Source organism: Mucilaginibacter panaciglaebae, from assembly GCF_039539265.1.
Lineage (GTDB): Bacteria > Bacteroidota > Bacteroidia > Sphingobacteriales > Sphingobacteriaceae > Mucilaginibacter > Mucilaginibacter panaciglaebae.
The window spans coordinates 359,323-381,364 of the sequence record NZ_BAABCV010000002.1 but is presented as its reverse complement, the minus strand read 5'-3'; the positions used below and the strand labels follow the sequence as shown (position 1 = coordinate 381,364).

Below are 22,042 nucleotides of genomic sequence, written 5' to 3'. Positions count from 1 at the left end.
GCGTGTGGAAAATTTTTAACCTCTTGAACAGAGATTGCATGGTATTGTTTATAACTTTTGGCTTTTTTAGAAATAAAAAAGTCCGGGCCAGAGACCCAGACTTAAATGATAATTAAGCAGCTAGTTGACGCTCGACGCTGTCGAGCAGTACATTAATATCAAATGGTTTGGCAATGAAGTCATCGGGGTTGCCGTTTTTATGCAGCGTACTGCGTTGTACGGCATGGCTTGCCGATAGTAAAATAACCGGAATATCGTGTGTATCTAATTTAGCCTTAACCTTATGACAAAGCTCGCGACCATCCATATTACCTAACATAATATCCAGTAGAATCAAATCCGGGTGGCATTGCTTTATTTTGTCAAACAGGTAACGCCCATCTTCTAATGTTTCAACTTCATATCCCTTGTCTTCTAATATCAACTGCAGGATCTCTAATATATCCTTATCGTCATCAACCGCTAATATCTTTTGCATCTTTTCAAACTTAATATTCCTCTAAACAAAAATGGTATAGGAATTTTGTTAGCTATTAACAATTCCTATACCATTTATTATTTATATATTAAATATAAACAAAGTTGGCCGTTTTGCATACATAAAGTAGGCCGTTTGTGTTATAAACCGTTAAATTGTGAATGGTTTACAACACATTATTACTAATTAATAGCCAAAAGGTTTAATAGCCAAAAAGTTGTTTCAAGTCTGGTTTAATCAATTCACCATACTTCTTCAGGTCATCATCGCTTATGCGTTTATCAGACGCCACAATACAATAAGTAAACGGCTTACCTTTTAACTGTTGGTCATGAAACTGTTTTACGGTTTCAAAATTCATTTTGTCCAGGTTATTAAACGTGGTTTTACGTGCATCGTAGTTTAAGCCTAAACGTTGGGCCTCAAGGTAATTAAACAAAATACCATCCTGCGTAATACGGTCTGTTTCTATTGATTTACGCATGTTCTCTTTAGCATCTATCAGGCTTTTATCAGACTGTGGCAGGTCGGTAAGCAACTCGTTCATGCTTTTGATCGACTCATTCAGCTTGTCGGCCTGAGTACCAATGTAACCTATAAAGTAGTTTTGGTCTTCTTTTTTTGCTGGCGACACATAAAACGCGTAAGTGCTGTAAGCTAAGGCTTTTGATTCGCGGATCTGTTGAAATACTACCGTGCTCATGCCACCTCCAAAATAGTTATTAAACAAATCTACGCGCGGTGTTTGTTCCGGGCTATAGGGGCCCTCATTACGTATCCAGTAAATTTCGGCCTGCACCATGTCGTAGTTGGCAAACAGTACCCGGTTATGGTCGGCATTTTGCTTTACAAAATTTTGTTTTTCAGGATATGGTATAAACGCTGCCGGAATTTTGTGCAATTTGGTTAAATCTAAAGCTTCTTGCTGTGCAGTTTTCGGTCCGTAGTATAAAACGATATGCTTATAGCTGTTTAGCTTATGCAGGATATCAACCAGGTCTTGCGCTTTAAGGTTATCGAGCTCTTCGTCACTAAGTGTATAGTTAAACGGGTTTGACGGACCGTATTGCGCATAGCTTACAAGCGCCTGTGCCAGCGCTGTCTTATTTAGCTTGGCATTTTCGCGCGCTTTTTTCAGGCGGGCTTTTAAACCGGCAAGTGCTTGCTCGTCGGGCTGACAGTTTGCCAATAGGTCTTCATATAATTTAACAGTGGCGGCAAAGTTTTCCTGTAAGCCATTAAAGCTAACGGTGCTTATTTCAGTACCTGCTGAAATATTGAATGACGATGCCAGTTTATAAAAGGCCTTACTGAAATCTTCGGCCGATCTGGTCTTTGTGCCCAGGTATTGTATGTATTGCGCCGCAACAGGCAATAGCTTATTATTCCAGCTACCCATATCGTAGCGATAGTATAACCGGAAGATGCTATTGTCTTTGTTTTGTACAGACAATAACTCCGCATTGCCCGATTTTGCACGCTGGATATCCTTTTGATAATCAATGAATACCGGTTTCATGGCAGTTGCCGGCATTGCGTTTACTTTCTTTAAAAAATCTGACTGCGCACCTGCATTTACATCAACCGGAGTAATAGGTGGCTTTTCAACTTTGGTTATGTTTTTATCTTCGCCCTGGTGTTTGTAAACGATTACATAGTCGTTGTCATTAAGATACTTATTAGCAAAGTCAACAATTTGTGCTTTAGTTATCTTTGAAAGCTCGTTAACCGTTGCAACATCTGTACGCCAATCAACATTTGTTACAAAGTCATTCATCAGGTTGTCGGCACGGTTTACGTAGCTTTCGTCGTCTACAATCTTTTCTTTTTTGGTATTGTTGACTATAGAAGTGATCAGATCTTCAGAAAACTCACCTTTTCTCAATTTGCTGATCTCGCCCAGCATGAGGTCGCGCACTTCGTCTAATGATTGACCTTTAATAGGGGTGCCGCGCAGCAACAGCACGCTATAGTCTTTTAAAGTATAATCACCGGCACTGGCACTCAGCATCTTTTGCTTTTTTACCAGGTCAAGATCAAATAGGCCGGCTTTGCCGTTGGTCAATATCGATCCCATTAAATCCAGTAAACGCGCGTCGCGGGTTGCAGCACCGGGAAAACGGAAAGCAATGGTCAGATTTTCAGGATTGGGCCCGTACACCTCACGTTTTATTGGGCTTGTAATCGGTTTTTCAGGGTCAAAAGTATAAGGTGGGATAGGCTTTGGTTTCATGTAACTGAAGTGCGTGTCCACCTTTTTGATCATGACATCCGGATTAAAATCGCCGGATAACACTATCGCCATATTATTAGGCACGTAGTAGGTGTAGTAGTAGTTGCGTATAGCTTTTAATGACGGATTTTTAAGATGCTCGATGGTGCCTATGGTAGTTTGTTTGCCGTAGTTGTTATTTGGGAACAGGGCAGAAAACATTTGTTCGAACACCTTGCGGTTGTCATCATCTAAAGTGCGATTCTTCTCCTCATACACGGCTTCCAGTTCTGTATGGAAAATACGCAATATTGGGTTGCGGAAACGCTCGGCCTGCAGCGTTAGAAACTTATCGACAGATGAGCTTGGGATGTCTTCAGTATAGGCTGTGCGTTCGAACGAGGTGCTGGCATTACTGTTTTGGCCACCCATTGAAGCCATCATTTTATCGTACTCGTTCGCTATTGATATTTTAGCGGCCTCGCCCGATGTTTTGTCTATTTCTTTATATATTTCTTTACGTTTGGCTTCATCTTTAGTGCTGTTATATTGTTCATACAGTGCATCAATTTTATCCAGGTACGGTTTTTCTTTGGCGTAATTGGTAGTGCCAAACTTATCGGTTCCTTTAAACATCAAATGTTCCAGATAGTGCGCCAACCCGGTATGGTTGGCCGGGTCTGTATTGCTGCCGGCTTTAACTACAATGTAGCATTGTATACGCGGCTGTTTATTGGTAGGGCTTAGTATAGCGGTTAAGCCATTTTTTAATTTATAAAAGCGTGAATGGGTTGGGTCGCCGGTTACATATTTGTAAGTATAACCGCCAGAAGCAGCTTGTTTCCAGGCAATAACATTTTGTGCCCTAAGGTTTGACGTAAAGGCAGCAAACACAAAGGCAATCAGCAATAATTTTTGTTTCATGTTACTTGTTTGAACAATAAATGTATTTAAAAAAATCAACTTATAAAAAGCAGCACCGTGCAAAATATTTTTGTTTGCAGCATGCCAAACAATGCTTTTGACAGTATTATTTATGAGTTGTTACAAGCGTATATAAGCTAAAAATCAAGAAAAATAATTTCATAAATAAACCTTTGTAAAGCACACCGCTCTAAAAGGCATTATTAAACACAAAAAACATTGCTATGAAAAAATTTTTCTTTTTTGCTATATGCTTGCTCATAGCGGGCTCGGTAAGCGCACAACGACGTTATTATCACTCGCCGCGAGGTGGTGGCGTTAGAAACGATAACGGCGATTTTTATTCACCAAAGATAGGACTGGAAATTGGCGCTAACGTATCAAACCAGATCAGCTCATCTAACGACAATTATAGCACCGGTAGCCTGGGCGGTTTAAACGCCGGTTTGACATTTGATTTGCCGATCATCTACCCATTATCATTCGCGCCGGAGGTTTTGTATTCACAAAAGGGCTACGAGGCTACTACTGTCGACGGTGTTTTTACGCAGCGTACTCATTTTATTGATGTGCCCTTATTAGCAAAATTCAGAGTAGGGCCAGTATTTAATTTTTATGTTGGCCCGCAGTTGTCATACCTGTTATCAACCACCAATACTTATGATAATGGTTTCGTTGTCGATCAGGAACAGCATTATGAAAACAACAATGGCCATAAATCGTTCCTTGATGGTGTGTTAGGCGTTAGCTTTGATATCGGCCGGTCGGTAGATTTGCATGCCCGCTATACTCTTGATCTGCAAAAAACAGATTACAACGGTAATACCTATGTGCCCAACTACCGCAACCAGGTTTGGCAGTTTGGTATAGGTTTTAAATTGAATTAATAACTTAAATAACAAGCATAACAAGAAAGGCCCGATCAACTGATCGGGCCTTTCTTGTTATTTAACTTGTTATAGATTTTCTTTTTAGTTTCGGTCGCCGAAACCGTCGTTTTTATTACGGTCTTTATTATAGCTGTCATAACTGCGCTCACGGCTTTGGTAGCCGCTATTTTTGTCGCGGTTATAACCGTCGTTGCTGCTTCCGTAACCACTTGTGCCTCTTTCGCGGTTGTAACCACCACCACTATTATTGCCGCGGTAACCTCCGCCACCGCTGTTACGGTTATAGCCGCCGCCACCACCGCTGCGATAACCACCTCCGCCACCGCCAGGGCGCTCGGTTCTTTCTTTTTCTTTGGCTTGGCTTACTGCAATTTCTTTGTCAAGGATGGATTTGCCATTAAGGTTGTTAATTGCGTTTTGAGCTTCATTTTCATCGGGCATTTCAACAAAGGCATAGCACTTGCTGCGGCCGGTTTCACGATCCATAATTACGTTGGCCGAGCTCACTTCGCCATAAGGAGAAAATAATTCGGTAACGTCAGCTGACTGATACTGGTGAGGCAGCTTGGCGATAAAGATTTTCATTTTAAAAAATAAGTTAAGAGTGTGTTTAGTTTATAAAGTTAACATATGGATCGACAAAAAACACATCGAAAAGCGTCTTTTACCAACACGTATCTTAAAGCACAACAAAGCCTTACAAACATTGTTTGCATTATTAAAAACTAAACAGGGGTGTTTTAAGATATAAGGCTGTTAACCTTTTCAACAAGCTCATTAAGATCAAACGGTTTGTTGATGATTGCATCGCAACCGTAGCCATACAACTCGTCGTCGTGGTTAATGTAAGCAGAAAAGATGATGACGGGCGTATCTTTATAAATGGGGTGGCATTTTATTTGCCGGCAAAGCTCGCCGCCGTTTATACCGGCAACACGATAATCAAGAATAACCAATGCCGGCGAAAATTCTTCAAGCATAGGCATAACTTCGTCACTTTCAGACGTGCTTTTCACGTCAAACTTCTCGTAGGCGAGCGTTTCGTGAACGATTTCCAGAATATCCTGGTTATCATCTAATATCAAAATCCGTTTTGACATGATTGGTGTTAAATGCTTCGAAAAATTTTTTAAAAGTTGTAAACAAATAGATGCTTCAAAGAAACGGGAAGTAGTGAGCTGAAACCTTTTTCGAATTGTTGTAACCAAATTTACTTTAAATTTTTAATAAAAAAAGTTAATTAGCAATAAAATCATTCAGTTTATTTCACATTAATGTCAAATGTGGCTTGCCTGCGTTTAAAGGGCATTTTTATTTTAAAATGCTTCACCCAAATTAAGAATAACAGCCCGGTAATCACGGCTCTGGCCATAGTCAATACCAATATTGGTACCCGATTTTTTATTAAATTTAATACGCAGGCCCGCACCGCCGGCCGGGTTCCAGTATTTAAACCGGCGGCTATTGATCTGGCTGGCCGAGTTAACATTGGCAAAAGCAACAAAACCCAACAAGCCATTGTCAGTAATATCGCAACGGTATTCGGTTTCAAAGTAAATAAGGCTTTCGCCGCGGTAGCGGTTTTGGGCAATACCGCGGCCCGAACGCTGGTAGGGGTCCATGCCAATAGAAGGTAAGCTGAGATAAGGTGTCCCTGACGATAATGATGTCCAATAGTAACTCCAAAAGGCCAGCATATTTTTGGGGCCCGAAGACGATAGTGATAAATACTTCCTTAAATCTACATATAGCGATTGCCAGTTATCATTGCTGCCAAAAAATGACGAGCTGTACCGGTAGATAAGGTTGCCGTACCAGCCAGGCAGGGGATCAATCAGGTTATTGCGCGTATCATACAACAAATTAAGGCTTGGTCCAGATGAAAAGGAGTTTTGATGCGGATCGGTACCAAACTTGTATTTGGTAAACTCGCCAAACGTTTTGGAGGTGCCATCGTCGCTTTCAATATCCATGTAATAATCCAGGTTGTAGCCAATGCCCGCGAAAAAATAGGGGGTAATACGTTTAAGTGCACTCTGATAAAACCGCAGATAAACATAATCTACCAAAAACTTATTACCAGCCGGTTGGCCCCCACCCAGCCCCCAGGTATATTGGGGATATTTGAGCAGCCGTGTATCGCCCTGTATATTGTAGCTGTTACTATTTAGCCAGATGTTGGAGTGAATTGGCAGGCCATATCGGCCTTTTAAGTTGAAGTAAGGTGCAAAAGTGGCTGTAGAAATATAAGTATTTGATGGGTCGCCCAGGTAAAAACCGGCAGTGGTAGAGGTGATCAACATGCGGTGGTCATTGATACCTGACGCTGCTACCGGAAGTATGGAAAAGTAAATTTTCTTTTTTTCCTGCGGGGATATTTTGCGTGGCTGGATATTGACAAATGACCGTACGAGGTCAATCAAATCCTTTTTCTCCACGGTGTCAATAGGGCGATACTTTGCAGAGCTGTTATCATCTTGCGCCATCAGCAAAAAAGGCAACAAACAAAATATACCTGCAAGTAAAGTTTTTACCATGAATAAACAGACCTGGTTTTAAGGGCCTTTAATATACAAAAAAAACAAGAGCCCGCAACGGTTGTTGCAGGCTCTTTGGGTTTAATCAAGCATTTATTTAGTAGGCTTTTTATAAACATAAGCATTAGGGTAATGCCCATGTTTACGATAGTAAGCCTGGCGATATGCCGCTCTTTTCTTTTTCTCGACAGCTTTACGGTGCTCATTACCTATGATGTAACCACCACCGGCGCCAATGGCTCCGCCTATTAATGCGCCGCCAACATTATGACCGATAATACCACCAACTACTGCGCCACCCGCACCGCCTATAATAGCTCCTTTACCTTGCGAGCTGATAGGCTTATGCTCTTTAGTTTGCGCTTGCGTAAAATTGGCAGATGCTAATAAAAATGAAGTTACAATACCTGTATATATAATCAACTTTTTCATGATAAATAATATTTAGTTATCAAACACAAATCAAATAATAAGCCAAATAGTTATCAGGTAAATAACAGCCGTTTGCGGCTTAAATTTTGTATGGTTTAATAGTCATATTACCAACAGTTGCTAAAAAATTAATAAGTAAACTTCATCTTTGCCGAAAATTAAGGGCGCATACTTTATGACCAAAAAACGCTATTTCTTTACTGTGCTGATATTAGGCTCGCTTACAGCCTTAGGGCCTTTCTCTATAGATATGTATTTGCCGGGCTTTCCTGCCATCGCTAAGTCATTCCACACTACTACTGCAGAGATTTCATTATCCCTGTCAAGCTTCTTTATTGGTCTGGCTGCGGGGCAGCTATTGTATGGCCCGCTGCTGGACAGATTTGGCCGTAAGAGGCCTTTATATGTGGGTTTGGCGGTTTACCTGATCAGCTCTGCCGGTTGTTATTTTTGCAGCGATATTAATAGTTTGATTGTATTACGTTTTGCACAGGCGTTAGGGGCTTGTGCTGCCAGTGTAGCCTCAATGACCATGGTGCGTGATATCTTTCCGCTTAACCAGAATGCCAAAATATTTGCCCTGCTGATATTGATCCTGGGGGCATCGCCAATGATAGCGCCTACTCTGGGTGGTTATATCACCGAAGCCTGGGGATGGCACCTGATATTTGTAGTACTGGGTGGCATGGCTCTGGTTATTTTACTTACGGTGATCTTTCTCCTGCCTGAAAGCTATAAGCCTAACCCTGACTATTCCTTAAAACCGGCACCTATCATCAACAGCTTTTTGACGGTGATCAAAGAGCCGCAGTTTTATACTTATGCTTTTGCCGGCGCTTTCTCGTTCGCCAGCTTGTTTGTGTACGTCTCTGCTTCGCCGATTGTGTTTATGGAGGTTTTCAAGGTAAGTGCCAAAACTTACGGATGGATATTCGCGGCGCTTTCAGTAGGCTTTATTGGTGCCAGCCAGGTTAACAACCTGCTGCTTAAGAGGTATAAAAGCGAGCAGATCATCTGGGTGGCATTATCTACACAGGTTGTTGTTGCTTTGTTGTTTGTAATTGGCAGTTGGTATCACTGGTACGCGCTTGGCGGCACCATAGGTATTACCTTTATCATGCTTTGCTGTGTAGGGACAGTCAGCCCAAATGCTTCGGCGTTGTCACTGGCGCCGTTCGAGCACAATGCCGGCACTGCTTCTGCTTTACTGGGTGCCATGCAATTAGGTTTAGGTGCGCTCATGACGTTGGGCATCGGCTTGTTTAAAGGCGGTTCGGCATTACCTATGGCAGGTATTATGGAAACTACCGCGGTTATAGGTATGCTTATCCTGGCTTTTGGCAGTAAGCATATTGTGCATAAGGTTGAGGTGAGTGAGCACGCTGTTGTAGCCCATTAGGTGAGTGATCCACTTGTGAATGTATATCACTTTGGATCACCTTTTAAGTCAACTAATTGTAAAACAGATAGTTGATTATTTTAATATTGAAAAATGGATCACTTTGGATCACTTTTTATGACGTTTAAGTAAGTTTTTGGATCACTTGCATTTTTGCCCCTTCACTGGTCGAAGTGACGCTGCGCTAAACTTCATCGAATTACTAAACCTTTACAGCAATGACAAATTAACTGCTCGCTTACGTCAGCACCTCGTCAATCACCCCAAATTCCTTTGCTTCGGCTGCTATCATCCAATGATCGCGGTCGCAAACGTCATGGACACGTTGGTAATCCTGGCCACTGTGCTTGGCAATAATATCGTAAAGTTCCTTTTTTACCTTTAGCACCTGGTTAGCTGTTATCTCGATATCTGATGCCTGACCCTGCACACCGCCCAGTGGTTGGTGCAGCATTACGCGCGAGTGGGCAAGGGCGCTGCGTTTGCCTTTAGCGCCGCCGCAAAGCAATATCGCCCCAAATGAGAGGGCCATACCGGTACAAATGGTCGCCACATCCGGGCTCACCAGTTGCATAGTATCATAAATGCCAAACCCTGCATAAACCTCGCCGCCAGGCGAGTTGATATACATGTGGATGTCTTTCTTGGAGTCGGTCGACTGCAGGAAAAGCAGTTGCGCCTGTACAATGTTGGCAATGTTAGCCTCGACGGGCGCACCCATAAAAATGATGCGGTCCATCATTAACCTCGAAAATACATCCATTTGCGATACACGCATCTCGCGCTCCTCGGTAATATATGGTGTCATGGCTTGCGGAATAGCAGTGCGCTCAACCGCCGAAATATATTTGTCGACCCCGGCCGATGGGACATAGCAATGCCCCACCGCAAATTTGCGGAACTCATTTTTGTCAATCTTCATAAATTATTTGATTTATCGTTTACTAAAAAGCTGCCTTATTTTTTGGCTAAAGCTGTAATGCTCCGGCTGTGTAAACAGTTGTTGATGCACAGCCTCGATCTCGGCCTTCAACTGTTTGCGACTGTATTGTTTAATGAGGTTATATGTTTTCTGCTGCCATATCATTTTGTTAGCCAATTCACTATCCAGTATCAGTTTAGCCTCAAATAGCAAAGCCTCGCCGGGTGCGGCCGCACCCATTAGTACAGCTTCAATTTGTCGGGTTTCATTCCATGAAGTCGTCATAAGCCAATGCTTTTTCTTTAATGGTTTCTCTTACTTTTTCCAGGCATTTGTATTTCTGCACGGTAGCACTGCGCACACCCGAGTAGCCAAATTCTTCGGCTATTTCGTCCAGCGGCTGCTGGTCATAATAAAAGCGCTTTAACAGCTCCATACACTTTTGGCCAGCGGTGCTCAAAAAGCGCATTATCCGCTTGTTAGATGGGTTTTCTTCCTGCTCATCGAAAGCTATATCCATATCGGTTAACGGCAGGTTGGGGGCTGATTGACGGTATCGCTTTAACCACAAATTTTTAACAATACCCACCAGGTACGCTGTGTCATTATTTAAGGTTGATGAGTGTACAACGGTCTTCTCATAATATACCACCAGCGCATCCTGAAAAACATCTTTTGCCTCGTCAAAACTGCCACCCATGCGGCTTATGTATTTAGCCACCGCCGGGAAGGCGCTTTTATACAAAGCGATAAAAAGGTCTTGCCGCTGTGCCGATCTGTTTATGATACTGTGCATAAAAATGTTCTTTTATTACTATGTGTTAAAAAGGTCAGAAGTATCACCTGAAAAATGAAAATATTCTATTCCTTCACCGCCGTTACTTCTGATCCATCTTTACCGGCGGTTGAGAAGATGATCTGCTTGTCGCTAAAATTCTCGATGTGGAAGGGAAATTCGCGGGTTGTGCCGTCGGTTAATATTTCTTTGTAACGGATATTCAGCCCTTCGACTTTAAACGTACCATGCGATAATACTTTGCCATCCCAATTGATTAATAAACTATCCTGTTTGGTAAACTCGATATAAGGTTTCTCTGATGCCAGGGTTTCTTTACCTACGCTGTCCGGAGGGTCGGCAAGCGGGTTGCGTACACGGATGTAGTTCCATTTACCATAGAGTTTTTCGGGTGTTGCGGAGGGTTTGCAGGCAGCGAAGCATAAAGTAATTGCCAAAAGGAAAAATAGGTTTCTCATAACATAATATCCCGCTTGATTAGCAAGACGAGGGTACAGCTAATTTACAAACTTCAAGATTATTTATGGGGAAAATAGTCGATAAGGGGCAATGCTAATTCTCTTATTTGTAGTTTCGAGCACAGCGAGAAATCTATACATTGATATTCGCAATTCGCTTAGCAGTGTATAGATTTCTCGCTGTGCTCGAAATGACAGTTTTGTTTGCCAAAAATCAACGTTGTTTCTTCTGATTTTTCTGCAGTTTGTGCTCGGCATTTTTCACCTCGTCCTTTTCGCTCAGCGGGAAATCGGTTTGTATTTTTGGCGATTTGCTGTCCGGTTGTACAGACTTGGGATCGGTAGGAGTTTCTTTCGGTGTTTTCATGTTGTTGTGTTAAATGTGCGGATTAAGCTACCCGTACTTATTTAACTTTTGAAAGCCGGAAGTTGTTTGACACGATTGATGGATTGATTACTCCATTATGTTTTTAGAGAGGAAAATGAGCTGTTGCAAGCGCCCGGTGTCATGAGTAGGCTCTTGAGGCCTGCGGGCAAAGGTCATTGCTCACCCTTCAAAGAGCCTCAGGGTGTAGCCCTCCTTAGTTTATACCTCAGTTAAATTAAAAAAGGATCTACGTTTCCCGTAAGTCCTTTTTCATTTATTAATATTAGCTATGTTATTTCTTATTCGCTTTTTTAATACTGTCAGCCTTTGCTTTAGCCTGATCTTTAAAATATCCGCGCAGCAAAAAGTTATGTTGGGCAGCCTTCAGATCCTCATTTAGGGTGACAGAACCTTGCTGCAAATTATCTAACGTATTTTTTAATTTAGCCGCCGAAACGGGATCGTTCAATAGTAGCCCTAAGGTGTTATCAGTACGGTTTACTTTGTCGGATGCTGCTTTTAGATTCTGGGTAAGTATAGTAGCATTTTCGGCTGCAACTTTTAATTGATTGGTTGTGGCCTTAATGGTTGCAAAAGTTGCAGTATCAGTCAATAATTTATCGGCCAAACCGCCCTTAGTATTCATTTTATTGGTGAATCTTTCCAATTGTCCGGCTAATCTGGCTGCCGAAGCGCTGGTACGCTCAAAATTGGTCATGGCATTTCTGAATTGATTACCCACTGCGCTATCTGCCATTAAGGTGCCTACAGTACCTTTGCCTTGTAATATTTTACGGCTCAGCATTTTAAAGTCGCCGGTTATTGAGAGCAGATTTTGATTGTTTTGCTGTAATACTTTCAGCATATCGTCAGTCGATGTCATTTTTTCGGCTTGCAGTATATCACCATCCTGCACAACGGGAGCTTGGGGACTACCGCCGTCAATGACGATGATCTTGTTACCTATCAAACCATCAGAGCCGATATGCACACCTGCATTGCGGTGAACGTATTGCTGGCTGGTTTCGTCAATAGCCATGCGCACGTCAACCTGGCCGGGGCCAATGAAACGTATTTTACTGATGCTGCCCACTTTAACGCCCGAAAACCAAACGCTGTTGCCTGTTTTTAAGCCCGCCACATCATCAAATACTGCGCTGATATGTATACTTTTTGAAAAAGTTTTTGACTGGCTGCCCAAGGTAAAAACGCCCAAAATAAATACCAGTAAGCCTAATCCTAAAAATAGCCCTACTGTGATTGCGCGTTTATTTTCTGCTTTCTCCATTATAATAATATTGTGATAATCTACTTTATAAAATTGTAATCAAAGAACGGCTTTACCCGCTCGTCGTTAGTGTCAAATACCTCGTTAAATGTACCCTGACGTTGAAATTGGCCGTCTAACAGCATCGCAATCCGGTCGCCGGTTTGTTTGGCGCAGGTTAAATCATGCGTGATGATGATAGACGATGTTTTATACTTCTCCTGCACCTCGTTGATTAGTTCGTTGATCTCAATACAGGTAATAGGGTCCAGGCCAGCGGTAGGCTCATCATACAGCATGATCTCCGGGTTCAGTATCAACGTGCGGGCAATGCCAATACGTTTGCGTTGGCCTCCCGAAAGCTCTGACGGCATCTGGTTGATGGTTTGACGTAAGCTCACAGCTTCCAATACGCTGTCAACAGCCTCATCAATCTCCTTACGGCTAATACCTTTACGGTTACGCACCAGCGGAAACTCCAGGTTTTTACGTACCGTCATACTGTCGTACAAAGCACTGTTCTGAAAAGAGAACCCTATGCGGATACGCAGGTCCTGCAATTCTTTGTCTGTTATTTTGTTGATATTGCAGCCAAGCACATTCACAGAACCATGATCAGCAGTTAACAGGCCCGAGATCACTTTAATTAATACCGATTTACCGGTGCCCGAACGGCCAAGCACTACCAGATTCTCGCCCTGGTAAAGTTCAAGATCAATACCGCGTAATACATGATAGTCATCAAAAGATTTGCGCAATCCTTTGATGGTTATCACCGGGTTATTGTAATCTATAGGTGCCTTTGGCTTAATCATATATTCTTTTAGCGAAACCAGCTGGTTATCTGTACTATAACTATTTCTTCAATAAAAATTAAAAACATGGCCGTTACTACTGCGCCATTGGCTGCTTTACCAACGCCTTCGGTTCCTTTATTCGAAAAATAACCCTGGTAACTGCCCACAATGCCAATTGTAAATCCAAATACTATTGATTTAATGAGCGATGAAGTGAAGTCTGTAAAGGTAAGCGGCTCAAAAAACTGCTGAACGAAAGTGTTAAAGCTGGTACCTTCATTAAAAGCCACATTGATATATCCGCCAATCATGGCCACTAAACCCGTATATGTTGCCAGGATAGGAATGGTTAAAGTTGTGGCCAGTACACGTGTACAAACTAAGAACTTAAAAGGTTTGGTACCTGATACTTCCATAGCGTCTATCTGCTCGGTAACGCGCATAGAGCCCAATTCGGCACCTATACCTGAACCCACCTTACCCGCTGCTATCAACGCTGTTACCAGCGGGGCCAGGGCACGCATAATTGCAATTGAAACCAGCGACGGTAACCACGAGGTTGCCCCAAACTGACCCAATGAAGGGCGCGACTGCTTGGTAAAGATCAAACCTACAATGAAGCCTGTTAGGGATATCAGTGTGAAGGAGCGAACACCCACTTCATAACATTGCCTTACAATTTCTTTAAACTCAAAAGGGGGAACAAAAGCTTCCTTGAAGAATCTAATGATGAATTGATTAATCTTGTACAGGCTTATAAAAAAGGATGTTAACCAACCGCGTTTTTTGGCCTTTTTTCCAGTCTGTAGAGTTGTGCTGTTTCCGGTATCCATTAATGCGGCAAAGGTATTACTTATGGTAGATATTCCTGACTATTTTGTGCAAAAAGTTAATAACCTGCTTTGGCCAGGCTAAAAATTAATCGTTTGATTAATAAGACAAATGTACAGTAGTTATTGTTACGGCAAAGTCAAAATATATGCTTTGTTTGATTTTATGGCGATAGATACCCTCTTGTACTTCCATACATTATAGCTATAAAATCGGGATTTATTGGCCTGTTTATTGCTTTTGCAATTCTATAGAAACTAGTACCATGAGTGCATATCAACAAAAATGGGTGCAGATTTTGCAAAGTGCAGATTTGCCCGGGTGGAATATAAAAGCTGTTAACGACGGAATACATGTTGAGATGCCGCACGTTACCGATCTTAAACTAATACGGGATATTTTGCCGGAAACATTGGCCGCACTGTCCTTAGATATCGACGAGGTACCCAAATCAAGGGTGAAATTTTATTTTCATAACGGGTATGAAAACTTTGAATATGTTTTAAATCCACATGATGTGGAATTGAATGAGGAGTAAGTCTCTTCAACATCATGTCATTTCGAACGGAGTGAGAAATCTATACACACATAATTCTAAGCAGTGTATGGATCTCTCACTCCGTTCGAGATGACATTCTTAATTATAGCGATTAACAATTGCCGCCAACTTCACAACTATCGCCTTCAACTATATCCAACTTGGCAGGTTTACCGGCAGCCCACTCGCTGTAAGCTTTCTCTAATGTTTGTGTAAAGGCATCCACCGGCTGTGCGCCCGATACCGCATATTTCATATCCATTACAAAAAACGGTACACCACGTACGCCTAACTGCTGTGCCTGAGCAATGTCCTGATTTACGTTAATGGCGTATTTATTACCCTTTAGCGTATGGGCAACTTCATCCTTATCCAAACCGATTGATTCGCCCAACTCGGCTAAAGTTTCGTGGTCGGCTATATTTTTACCTTCGGTGAAATAGGCTTTGAAAAGCACCTCTTCAGCTTCGGCGCCTAAGCCGTGTTGTTTGGCCAGGTGGGCAAAGCGGTGGGCATCAAAACTATTAGCCACAATGGCTTTGTTAAAATCGTAGGTTAAGCCTGCTTCGGCAGCCATCTGGGTTACGTGATCATTTAGTTGTTTGGCGTGATCAATGGTGATACCTTTGATATCGGCCAGGTATTGGTTGATGTTAATAGTCGGGTCGGTTACCAGGTTTGGGTTTAGCTGAAAGCTTTTCCATTCAACCTCAACTTCGTCTTTGTGTTCAAAATGGTGCAGGGCCTGCTCAAACCGACGTTTGCCGATGTAGCAGAAGGGACACATTACGTCGCTCCAGATCTGTATCTTCATGTTGCAAAGTTACCATGCCGTTTTTATGGCATGGTAACCGCAAAGTAAAATAAAGGGGCTACTTGTCGGCCTCACGTTCAACCAGCTCCATACCGCATTTGGTGCATACACCAGGCTTGTCGTTACCGATATCAGGGTGCATTACGCAATAGTATTTGTATTGCCTTTTAGTGGTGTTTTGATTTTTAGCTGTGTTGCTGCAGCCGCTTAAACCTATACCTAAAAACGCTATAGCTATTAATACTGATTTCATTTGCTTACTTATTTTTAATGAAGGCAGTTAAACCTAATAAAGAGGCAACCAATACCGTTAATGCAGTTGCAGTTTCTTTCATATTAGTTTTTTGCAAATGAATAACTAATGCCCAGTGTAAATGTGCGCGGAGGGGCTGCGTTGTACGTGTCGCCGTACTGGTTGCTGGTTACTGTGCTGGCATATAATTTACCGGTTACATTCATTGCGTTGACCCAGATCCCGGCGCCTCTCCATACTCCGCCTTTTACCTCATAACCTAAGCGTACATTATAAATGTTATAACCCGGGTAAGTTTTGGTATTAGCCGGATTGGTAAAATATTGATCGATATGCTGCCATTCGCCGGCTATTCTAAAACCCGGCAGGTAGTAAGGCTTGTAGCTTAACTCAGCGTTGGCTATCCAGGCGGGAGCATTGTTCATGCGCTTGTGGTTATAATTAATGGTGTAACTGGTGTTGGTGGCATAATTGGTAGCCACTTCGCTATAGTCCACATAAGTATGTCTGGCGTTAGTGCCGCTGAATCTGAAGCTCAGATCGCTCACAGGTGCATAAGTTACCGAGTACTCAATGCCGCGATGACGGGTAGCACCTGCATTTTGGTTTTGGGTGGTATTATCGGGCAGCAACTGGTTAATGATCTCATTATGGCCCTCCAGATCATACAAGCTTACTTCGATATACATTTTCTTGTCCAATAAAGATAGCCAACCGCCCAACTCGTAATTATTAAAAGTTGCTTGTTTTAACGGCGTCAATTGGCGCGCGCTGTATAAACCACTGGTTTCGGGTGGTTGAAAGCCTACGCTGTAGTTAGCATATAAGCCTTTATTGTGGCCCAGGTTGTAAGTCAGCCCAAGTTTGGGTGCTAAAATGTTGAAATCGTTGGTTTCCTGCTGTTTGTATTTTGTCCCGGTGGTTAATGCGTTGTTGAAGTTGTAATGCACCCGGTCATAACGTAAACCGGCAACAATGCGCAGCGGGTCGATAGGGTTGACCTCATACTGCGTATAAGCCGCAGTATTAAATAGTTTAATAGTGTAGTTGTCAATATAAGTGCCTGTATTAGTGAAACCGGTATAGTAGTTATTAGCGACGTCCTTAGTGATATTCAAATATTGCGCATAATAAGAACTCGGGCTGTCATCCACATATAAACCAGCAATCAACCTTGAATGCAGGAAATCAAAATTACTGCGGTGCTGCGCCAGTAAACCAAAACTGTGAAAACGCTGATCATTCACCTGCCCGTTACTGCTGACATAATTACCTGAGTTATCCCGAACATCGGCAATATAATAGCTTGGTAACTGGGCGGTCGAATTATCGCGATAGAAAGCAGTTACAAAGGTGTTGTTCTTCTGGTTCCAGGCATGTTCCAGTTTAGCGTTGGCTCTGAAAGCCCAAACCTTACGGTAGGTAAATCGCTGGTTAGCGCCGTAGCTGCGGCTGTAAAAATGCGCGCTGTCCAGGCTGCCCGGCGTCTGGGTGTTTAGATAGTTATATGAGGCGGCAGCAGTTATTTTGGTGTGGTCATTCACCGCGTAGGCAGATTTAAAATTGACAGAATGTTTATCAAAATCAGAATAATCCTGCCAGCCGTTTTTCAGGTGCGTGGTATACCCTCCAACATATAAACCAAACTTACCCGAGGTAAACCCGGCATCGGCGTCCAGTCTGCGGTAATTGTGAGTGTCGCCTTGCAGACTGATATGGCCGGATGGGACTGCCGGTGGATTTTGTATAATAAAGTTTACCGCACCGCCAATGGCATTACTGCCGTACAGCGATGAAGCGGGCCCTTTGATCACTTCGATATCTTTTACGCCGCTTATATTGATCTCATACAGCGAATTATGATTGAAAATACCCGTAGGCCGTATAGGTAAACCATCCTCCATATATAGATACAACGCATTGTAAGTAATAGGCTGACGGATGGCCATGGTGTGTTGCTCATTTCCTAAGTCGACCATATAAACGCCTGCGGTTTTGTTTAATAGCTGGTACAGCGCGGTTGCTCTGGTGTCATTGATTTGAGCAGAGCTGATCTTGCTGATAGCGATAGGAGCGTCCTGCCGGGACTCGCCTTCACGGCTGGCGGATACAATTACGGGCTGGAGATCGACAGTTGAAGGTATTAATTCAATAACGCTGCTGGCGTTGACGGCATTCACTGTGTTTGGCATATACCCAACCATGCTAACGTGTAAATTGATTGTGCCTGAGGCAATATTGAATTGGCCTTTAGTATTAGTTTTCAGGGCAATGCCATTGTTATCGCTGATAGTGGCACCCGCCAAAGGTTCATGCGTTATAGCATCGGTAACGGTACAGGTTATGGTTTGGCCAAGTGCTGCAGTGGTAAACAGGCTTAGCAAAAAATATATAAAATATTTTTTCATATAAATAAATGGTCACGATGAACTCGTGGATAAAAAATCAGATTAAATAAAACGGAATAACAAAAACATCAACGCTATATGACGAGGCGTATGCACTACATTAATGAAATTGAAAGAAAATATTTAACCTACCTGAGGAGGGCGGAAGACTGCGCCGTTATAGCTAATGCCTTGCGGACTTTGATATGGAGTTGAAATGGTGTCCAGTAACTGGGTATGGAATATCATGTCAAGCGTAGCTAAAAAAAATACTTCCTGAAAAAGGTTTTTTTGCGATTGGTTTGTGGTGCTTTTTTCGGCGTCCTGGGCGGCTTTGACCTTTTTCATGAAGTAGCAATGCCCGTTACAGTGTAGCCAGGGCTTATCCCGATTCTCGCAAAGATTTGCGGCAATATATTTTTTGTTAAGTTCAAACCCCGCAAAAATAAAATAGCGCGACAGGTTTACCGAAACCAGTGCAAGCAATAATATTATGGCAGTTAACTTTTTAAACATGCTGCCGCAAAGGTAGGCGCAAGGAGGCAGAAATGCAAGAAACCGCTAAATCTCTACCTGGGGTAGGGGATACTTAATTGGGTTAAGGTTTCTTACGCGACTTTCAAGGCTCGCGCTACCGGGGAGGGTTGGGAGGGGTAGGCGATTATTTATCGCGTTTAAGGACTGCTTTAAACGATTTACCATCCACATAGGCAGATACTATTACCGAGTCGCCATAGTATTTACCAGTGTGATTAACCACTAATTTGCCGGCTTTAACAATAAAGGCAAACTCATTGCCCGATAAAACGCCTTCAGCAATAGGCAGATCGTTACCATCGGGCGACTGTACAGTGCCCGACAGTTTATCGCCATCGACTTTAAAATTGTAAACTAAAGACAGCTCGTCTTCGGGGGTGATTTTAACTGAGCCGGTCCATTTACCGTTCAGTCCGGCAATTGCAGCGAAGCATGCAATAAAACTACAAAATACTAACAGCGTAGTTGTTACGATTCTTGATTTCATAATCATGGGTAGTTTTATTTAAAGGTAGATTGCCCTTGTAAATAAAAAATTACCTGCCGATTAAATGAATAACAAGTTAAGTTTAAATTATCTGTTAATATTAATTTTATGTTTTATAAATGCTACTTTACTTTGCAGCCGGTACCCTGGTAAGTTTTGAGCGTAATTTGTCGCCACCCAAATTTGCTACCACAATAACTGAGTCGCCGTAGTATTTACCCGTACTTTGTACGGCGTCGCCATTAACATCAACCTTAAAAGTAAACTCCTTATCGTTGGTTATTTTGCCGTCGTAAATTTTAAGATCGTCTTGCGGGGTTTGTACGGCGCCGGTTAATTTGTCACCATCAACTTTAAAAATGTAAGTAAGGGGCACTTCGTTGCCATCGCTCATAATGACGGTGCCTTTCCATTTTCCGGTTAAATCTGTAATGGCAGCAAAGCAAGCCAGCACGGTGCTAAATAACAATGCGGCGGTCAGGATTTTTCTTTTCATGATTTAGAATTTATAATCAACTTAAAATTATGATATTCTTTTCAGTAAAAGAAAATACAGCTCTGAAAATTATACAATTACGGAACGCGGTAATAATAGATTGGCGAGAATACGCCCTCGCTTACGGTATAAAAACCTTTACCGTCGGGTGTAAAGCCAATCGCTTCGCCTTGTTTTTCCTGCTGATAATGGGGCTCGGCCGGTGTACGCTGCAAGGTTCGCCAAATGGGTTCGTTGCCTTCGCGTTTCCAGTAGTAAACCTTTTCATAGCTTTTAACGAGTACCTTTTTGCCATCTTTAGAGATATCACCAGCGGTTATCCATTTAAAAGGTTTATAACCTTTAAAGAATAACTTAGCGCGGTGGGTCATTACCAGGGTATCATTGGGTTTATAAGTCAGCGGGGCAGTATAAACGCTAACGGTATCTGACCTTTTGGAGATAATATAAAATAGTTTTTGCAGCGGGTCCACCATCAGGGTCTCGGCGTCTTTGGGGCCGTCAGGATATTTCAGATTAATTGGTGTTGCCGTTACATCTATGTTGCCGCCTTTGGTCCACGTGGCGCTTTCAGGTATACGGTATATCGTGATATATTTACGTAAGAAGTAGTTGTCACCAATATCACCCACATATACATAACTTTCCTTTTTGCCCGGGCCCGGGCCGACGGCAATGTCTTCGCAATCTATCACGTCAGCTTTGTAGTGTAGTGTTGATATCAGCTTACCATCGGGCGATATAGCGAAAAACCGACTGTTGTCACCGCTGTCATTATGTACGTAATAGACATCCTTGTTAATGGATGAAGCGGCTATGCCCGAAGTTTCGTCCATGGCCTTATCCTGCAAATTACCAGACAGCACAATTTGCCGGGCAATGTATCTGTGCCGGGCAAAAGCGCCCACAAACAAAATGAATATAGTAGGGATGAGGATATTTAATTTTTTTGCTCTGCTCATTAAGGGGCTTGAGTAATTTTTGCAAAGTTACCGAAAATAGTTTAACGGGATAATAAAGCTATTATTACCGATGTTTTAGTAAATAACAAAGGCCCCTTTGCAGGAGCCTTATTTATATTAGTTTGTTGCCATTTCGGCGTCAGGTTTTGAGACGTCGGTTAAAGCAACTTTGCCACGCTCTTTACGCAGGATACGGTTAAATAATGATATCTCTTTATCAAATAAAAAGCGGAAAAATAGCTTAGTCCATGATTTATGATAAAAAAGGGTGTCATAATATTGAGGGGCGGTCTTCCTGATCTCAGGTAATTTATTCCATGGGATAGAAGGGAAATCATGGTGCTCGTTGTGGAAACCTACATTGAAAGCAACCAGGTTTAAGCCGCCGTAATAGCTATAAGTTTCTTGTTCAACACTATGAGTTAAGTAATGCTCCTGTACCCAGCGGGCACCAAGCGGGTGCAAGCCAACTGAGAATGAGAAACTTAACAGCAGGTAAGCCAAAGCATGCCATCCCAGAAAATAATAGATAGCGGCGGTGAAAACTACCTGTACGGCAAGGTTAGCTACAATCCAGATATCAAATGTCTGGATCTCGCGCAATCTTGAAAGACGGAAGATCTGGAATAACGGGTAAAATAATAACCAAAGCGCTTTACCTAAAAATGAATTATTGATCAGTTTGGCTTCCCAGCGGTTAGGCAAGTCGGCATCTAATTCATGCACTCCCTGGAATGAGTGATGTTTGATATGATATCTCTCGAATGAAATTGAACTTGGAAAAATTTGAGGCATGTTTGCCAAAATACCTGCCCAGCGATTAGCAGCCCGACTTTTAAAAAGTAATTGATGTGCACATTCGTGAATCATTACAAACAAGGCGTGATCTGCAAATGCCCCTAGTAAATAAGCGGCGCCAAATACCAGCCACCATGATTGGTCGCGTAAAAGCCAGGCCAAAACTAATTGAAATGCAACCAGGCCAATAATTGCCCAGATGGTGTTTGGATTTTTACCGATCAGGTTCCGCAGGTTAGGGAACTGTTTTAAAATTTGTTTGGTTCGAACGCGGTGTGGTTCTGAAACCTGCGAGTAAACAAAATCTGTTTTTTTAGTCATAAATTTTATAAAACCTTTAATTTAAAATAGGTTTAGGGATTTTTATTAATAACTCAATTCCCCAATAATAATTATAAAAATTTAAATATTAGTTATAAAACGGCCTATTTCTGATTATAAACTAATTTCTGCTTCTGTA

The 22,042-nt window shown here is 42.3% G+C and carries 25 protein-coding genes; 3 read left to right on the top strand and 22 right to left on the bottom strand.

Translation table 11 applies throughout. The features are described 5' to 3' along the window. Positions 1-112: 112 nt before the first annotated feature. Together ABD772_RS04055 and ABD772_RS04050 are read right to left on the bottom strand one after the other, a co-directional pair. Positions 113-478, bottom strand: coding sequence for a response regulator transcription factor (locus tag ABD772_RS04055; RefSeq protein WP_345101159.1), 366 nt, complete (start codon positions 476-478; stop codon positions 113-115). Between the two features lie 202 nt (positions 479-680). Beyond that, positions 681-3,614: a M16 family metallopeptidase gene (locus ABD772_RS04050; protein WP_345101158.1), complete on the bottom strand. Its 2,934-nt coding sequence runs from the start codon at positions 3,612-3,614 to the stop codon at positions 681-683. A gap of 224 nt (positions 3,615-3,838) precedes the next feature. Between ABD772_RS04050 and ABD772_RS04045 the strand changes: the two genes are divergently transcribed. Next, positions 3,839-4,501, top strand: coding sequence for a porin family protein (locus ABD772_RS04045; RefSeq protein ID WP_345101157.1), 663 nt, complete (start codon positions 3,839-3,841; stop codon positions 4,499-4,501). Positions 4,502-4,585: 84 nt separating this feature from the next. Here ABD772_RS04045 and ABD772_RS04040 read toward each other — a convergent pair whose 3' ends face one another. From ABD772_RS04040 to ABD772_RS04025, 4 genes are all read right to left on the bottom strand, one after another. Next, positions 4,586-5,089 carry an RNA recognition motif domain-containing protein gene (locus tag ABD772_RS04040; protein ID WP_345101156.1) on the bottom strand — a complete coding sequence of 168 codons (504 nt, stop codon included), beginning with the start codon at positions 5,087-5,089 and terminating at the stop codon, positions 4,586-4,588. 155 nt (positions 5,090-5,244) lie between these two features. After that, positions 5,245-5,604: a response regulator gene (locus ABD772_RS04035; RefSeq protein ID WP_345101155.1), complete on the bottom strand. Its 360-nt coding sequence runs from the start codon at positions 5,602-5,604 to the stop codon at positions 5,245-5,247. A 216-nt stretch (positions 5,605-5,820) separates the two neighbouring features. Then, positions 5,821-7,041 (bottom strand): BamA/TamA family outer membrane protein, encoded by a 1,221-nt coding sequence (locus ABD772_RS04030; RefSeq protein ID WP_345101154.1) that lies wholly within the window; start codon positions 7,039-7,041, stop codon positions 5,821-5,823. A 93-nt stretch (positions 7,042-7,134) separates the two neighbouring features. Next, positions 7,135-7,473: a YMGG-like glycine zipper-containing protein gene (locus tag ABD772_RS04025; RefSeq protein WP_345101153.1), complete on the bottom strand. Its 339-nt coding sequence runs from the start codon at positions 7,471-7,473 to the stop codon at positions 7,135-7,137. A gap of 175 nt (positions 7,474-7,648) precedes the next feature. On the opposite strand from ABD772_RS04025, the gene ABD772_RS04020 reads away from it, so the two are divergent. Then, entirely contained in the window at positions 7,649-8,872 is a 1,224-nt protein-coding gene (locus ABD772_RS04020) for a multidrug effflux MFS transporter (RefSeq protein WP_345101152.1), read from the top strand. Between the two features lie 238 nt (positions 8,873-9,110). Here ABD772_RS04020 and ABD772_RS04015 read toward each other — a convergent pair whose 3' ends face one another. The 8 genes from ABD772_RS04015 to ABD772_RS03980 form a co-directional block, all read right to left on the bottom strand. Further along, positions 9,111-9,794, bottom strand: a complete 684-nt coding sequence (locus tag ABD772_RS04015; protein WP_345101151.1) for a ClpP family protease — start codon at positions 9,792-9,794, stop codon at positions 9,111-9,113. Positions 9,795-9,806: 12 nt separating this feature from the next. Further along, positions 9,807-10,079 carry a hypothetical protein gene (locus tag ABD772_RS04010; protein ID WP_345101150.1) on the bottom strand — a complete coding sequence of 91 codons (273 nt, stop codon included), beginning with the start codon at positions 10,077-10,079 and terminating at the stop codon, positions 9,807-9,809. Then, a complete protein-coding gene (locus ABD772_RS04005) occupies positions 10,060-10,590 on the bottom strand; it encodes an RNA polymerase sigma factor (RefSeq protein WP_345101149.1) in 531 nt (176 codons plus the stop codon). Before ABD772_RS04005 ends, ABD772_RS04010 begins: the two co-directional genes overlap by 20 nt. Positions 10,591-10,655: 65 nt before the next feature. Continuing rightward, entirely contained in the window at positions 10,656-11,048 is a 393-nt protein-coding gene (locus tag ABD772_RS04000) for a hypothetical protein (RefSeq protein ID WP_345101148.1), read from the bottom strand. Between the two features lie 214 nt (positions 11,049-11,262). Beyond that, a complete protein-coding gene (locus tag ABD772_RS03995; RefSeq protein WP_345101147.1) occupies positions 11,263-11,415 on the bottom strand; it encodes a hypothetical protein in 153 nt (50 codons plus the stop codon). Positions 11,416-11,707: 292 nt separating this feature from the next. Continuing rightward, entirely contained in the window at positions 11,708-12,703 is a 996-nt protein-coding gene (locus tag ABD772_RS03990) for an MlaD family protein (protein WP_345101146.1), read from the bottom strand. 20 nt (positions 12,704-12,723) lie between these two features. Further along, the gene (locus tag ABD772_RS03985) at positions 12,724-13,497 is read right to left on the bottom strand and encodes an ABC transporter ATP-binding protein (protein WP_345101145.1); all 774 of its coding nucleotides are present in this window, start codon (positions 13,495-13,497) and stop codon (positions 12,724-12,726) included. Between the two features lie 8 nt (positions 13,498-13,505). Then, positions 13,506-14,312, bottom strand: coding sequence for an MlaE family ABC transporter permease (locus ABD772_RS03980; protein WP_345101144.1), 807 nt, complete (start codon positions 14,310-14,312; stop codon positions 13,506-13,508). 263 nt (positions 14,313-14,575) lie between these two features. Here ABD772_RS03980 and ABD772_RS03975 point away from each other — a divergent pair, with 263 nt between their 5' ends. Next, the gene (locus tag ABD772_RS03975) at positions 14,576-14,848 is read left to right on the top strand and encodes a hypothetical protein (RefSeq protein WP_345101143.1); all 273 of its coding nucleotides are present in this window, start codon (positions 14,576-14,578) and stop codon (positions 14,846-14,848) included. Positions 14,849-14,960: 112 nt separating this feature from the next. Here the strand turns inward: ABD772_RS03975 and ABD772_RS03970 are convergent, their stop codons facing one another. The 8 genes from ABD772_RS03970 to ABD772_RS03935 all read right to left on the bottom strand — a co-directional run bounded on the left by ABD772_RS03970 (position 14,961) and on the right by ABD772_RS03935 (position 21,903). Further along, positions 14,961-15,662 carry a DsbA family oxidoreductase gene (locus tag ABD772_RS03970; RefSeq protein WP_345101142.1) on the bottom strand — a complete coding sequence of 234 codons (702 nt, stop codon included), beginning with the start codon at positions 15,660-15,662 and terminating at the stop codon, positions 14,961-14,963. A 58-nt stretch (positions 15,663-15,720) separates the two neighbouring features. Next, positions 15,721-15,915, bottom strand: a complete 195-nt coding sequence (locus ABD772_RS03965; RefSeq protein ID WP_345101141.1) for a heavy metal-binding domain-containing protein — start codon at positions 15,913-15,915, stop codon at positions 15,721-15,723. Between the two features lie 83 nt (positions 15,916-15,998). Beyond that, positions 15,999-18,323: a TonB-dependent receptor domain-containing protein gene (locus tag ABD772_RS03960; RefSeq protein ID WP_345101140.1), complete on the bottom strand. Its 2,325-nt coding sequence runs from the start codon at positions 18,321-18,323 to the stop codon at positions 15,999-16,001. Positions 18,324-18,446: 123 nt separating this feature from the next. Then, positions 18,447-18,818, bottom strand: a complete 372-nt coding sequence (locus tag ABD772_RS03955; RefSeq protein WP_345101139.1) for a hypothetical protein — start codon at positions 18,816-18,818, stop codon at positions 18,447-18,449. 145 nt (positions 18,819-18,963) lie between these two features. Beyond that, on the bottom strand, positions 18,964-19,326 hold the full coding sequence (locus ABD772_RS03950) for a hypothetical protein (RefSeq protein ID WP_345101138.1): 363 nt from the start codon (positions 19,324-19,326) through the stop codon (positions 18,964-18,966). Between the two features lie 127 nt (positions 19,327-19,453). Further along, complete coding sequence (locus tag ABD772_RS03945; protein ID WP_345101137.1) at positions 19,454-19,822, bottom strand: hypothetical protein; 369 nt, start codon at positions 19,820-19,822, stop codon at positions 19,454-19,456. Between the two features lie 77 nt (positions 19,823-19,899). Then, positions 19,900-20,784 carry a hypothetical protein gene (locus ABD772_RS03940; protein ID WP_345101136.1) on the bottom strand — a complete coding sequence of 295 codons (885 nt, stop codon included), beginning with the start codon at positions 20,782-20,784 and terminating at the stop codon, positions 19,900-19,902. A gap of 117 nt (positions 20,785-20,901) precedes the next feature. Beyond that, entirely contained in the window at positions 20,902-21,903 is a 1,002-nt protein-coding gene (locus ABD772_RS03935) for a fatty acid desaturase (protein ID WP_345101135.1), read from the bottom strand. Between the last annotated feature and the right edge of the window lie 139 nt (positions 21,904-22,042).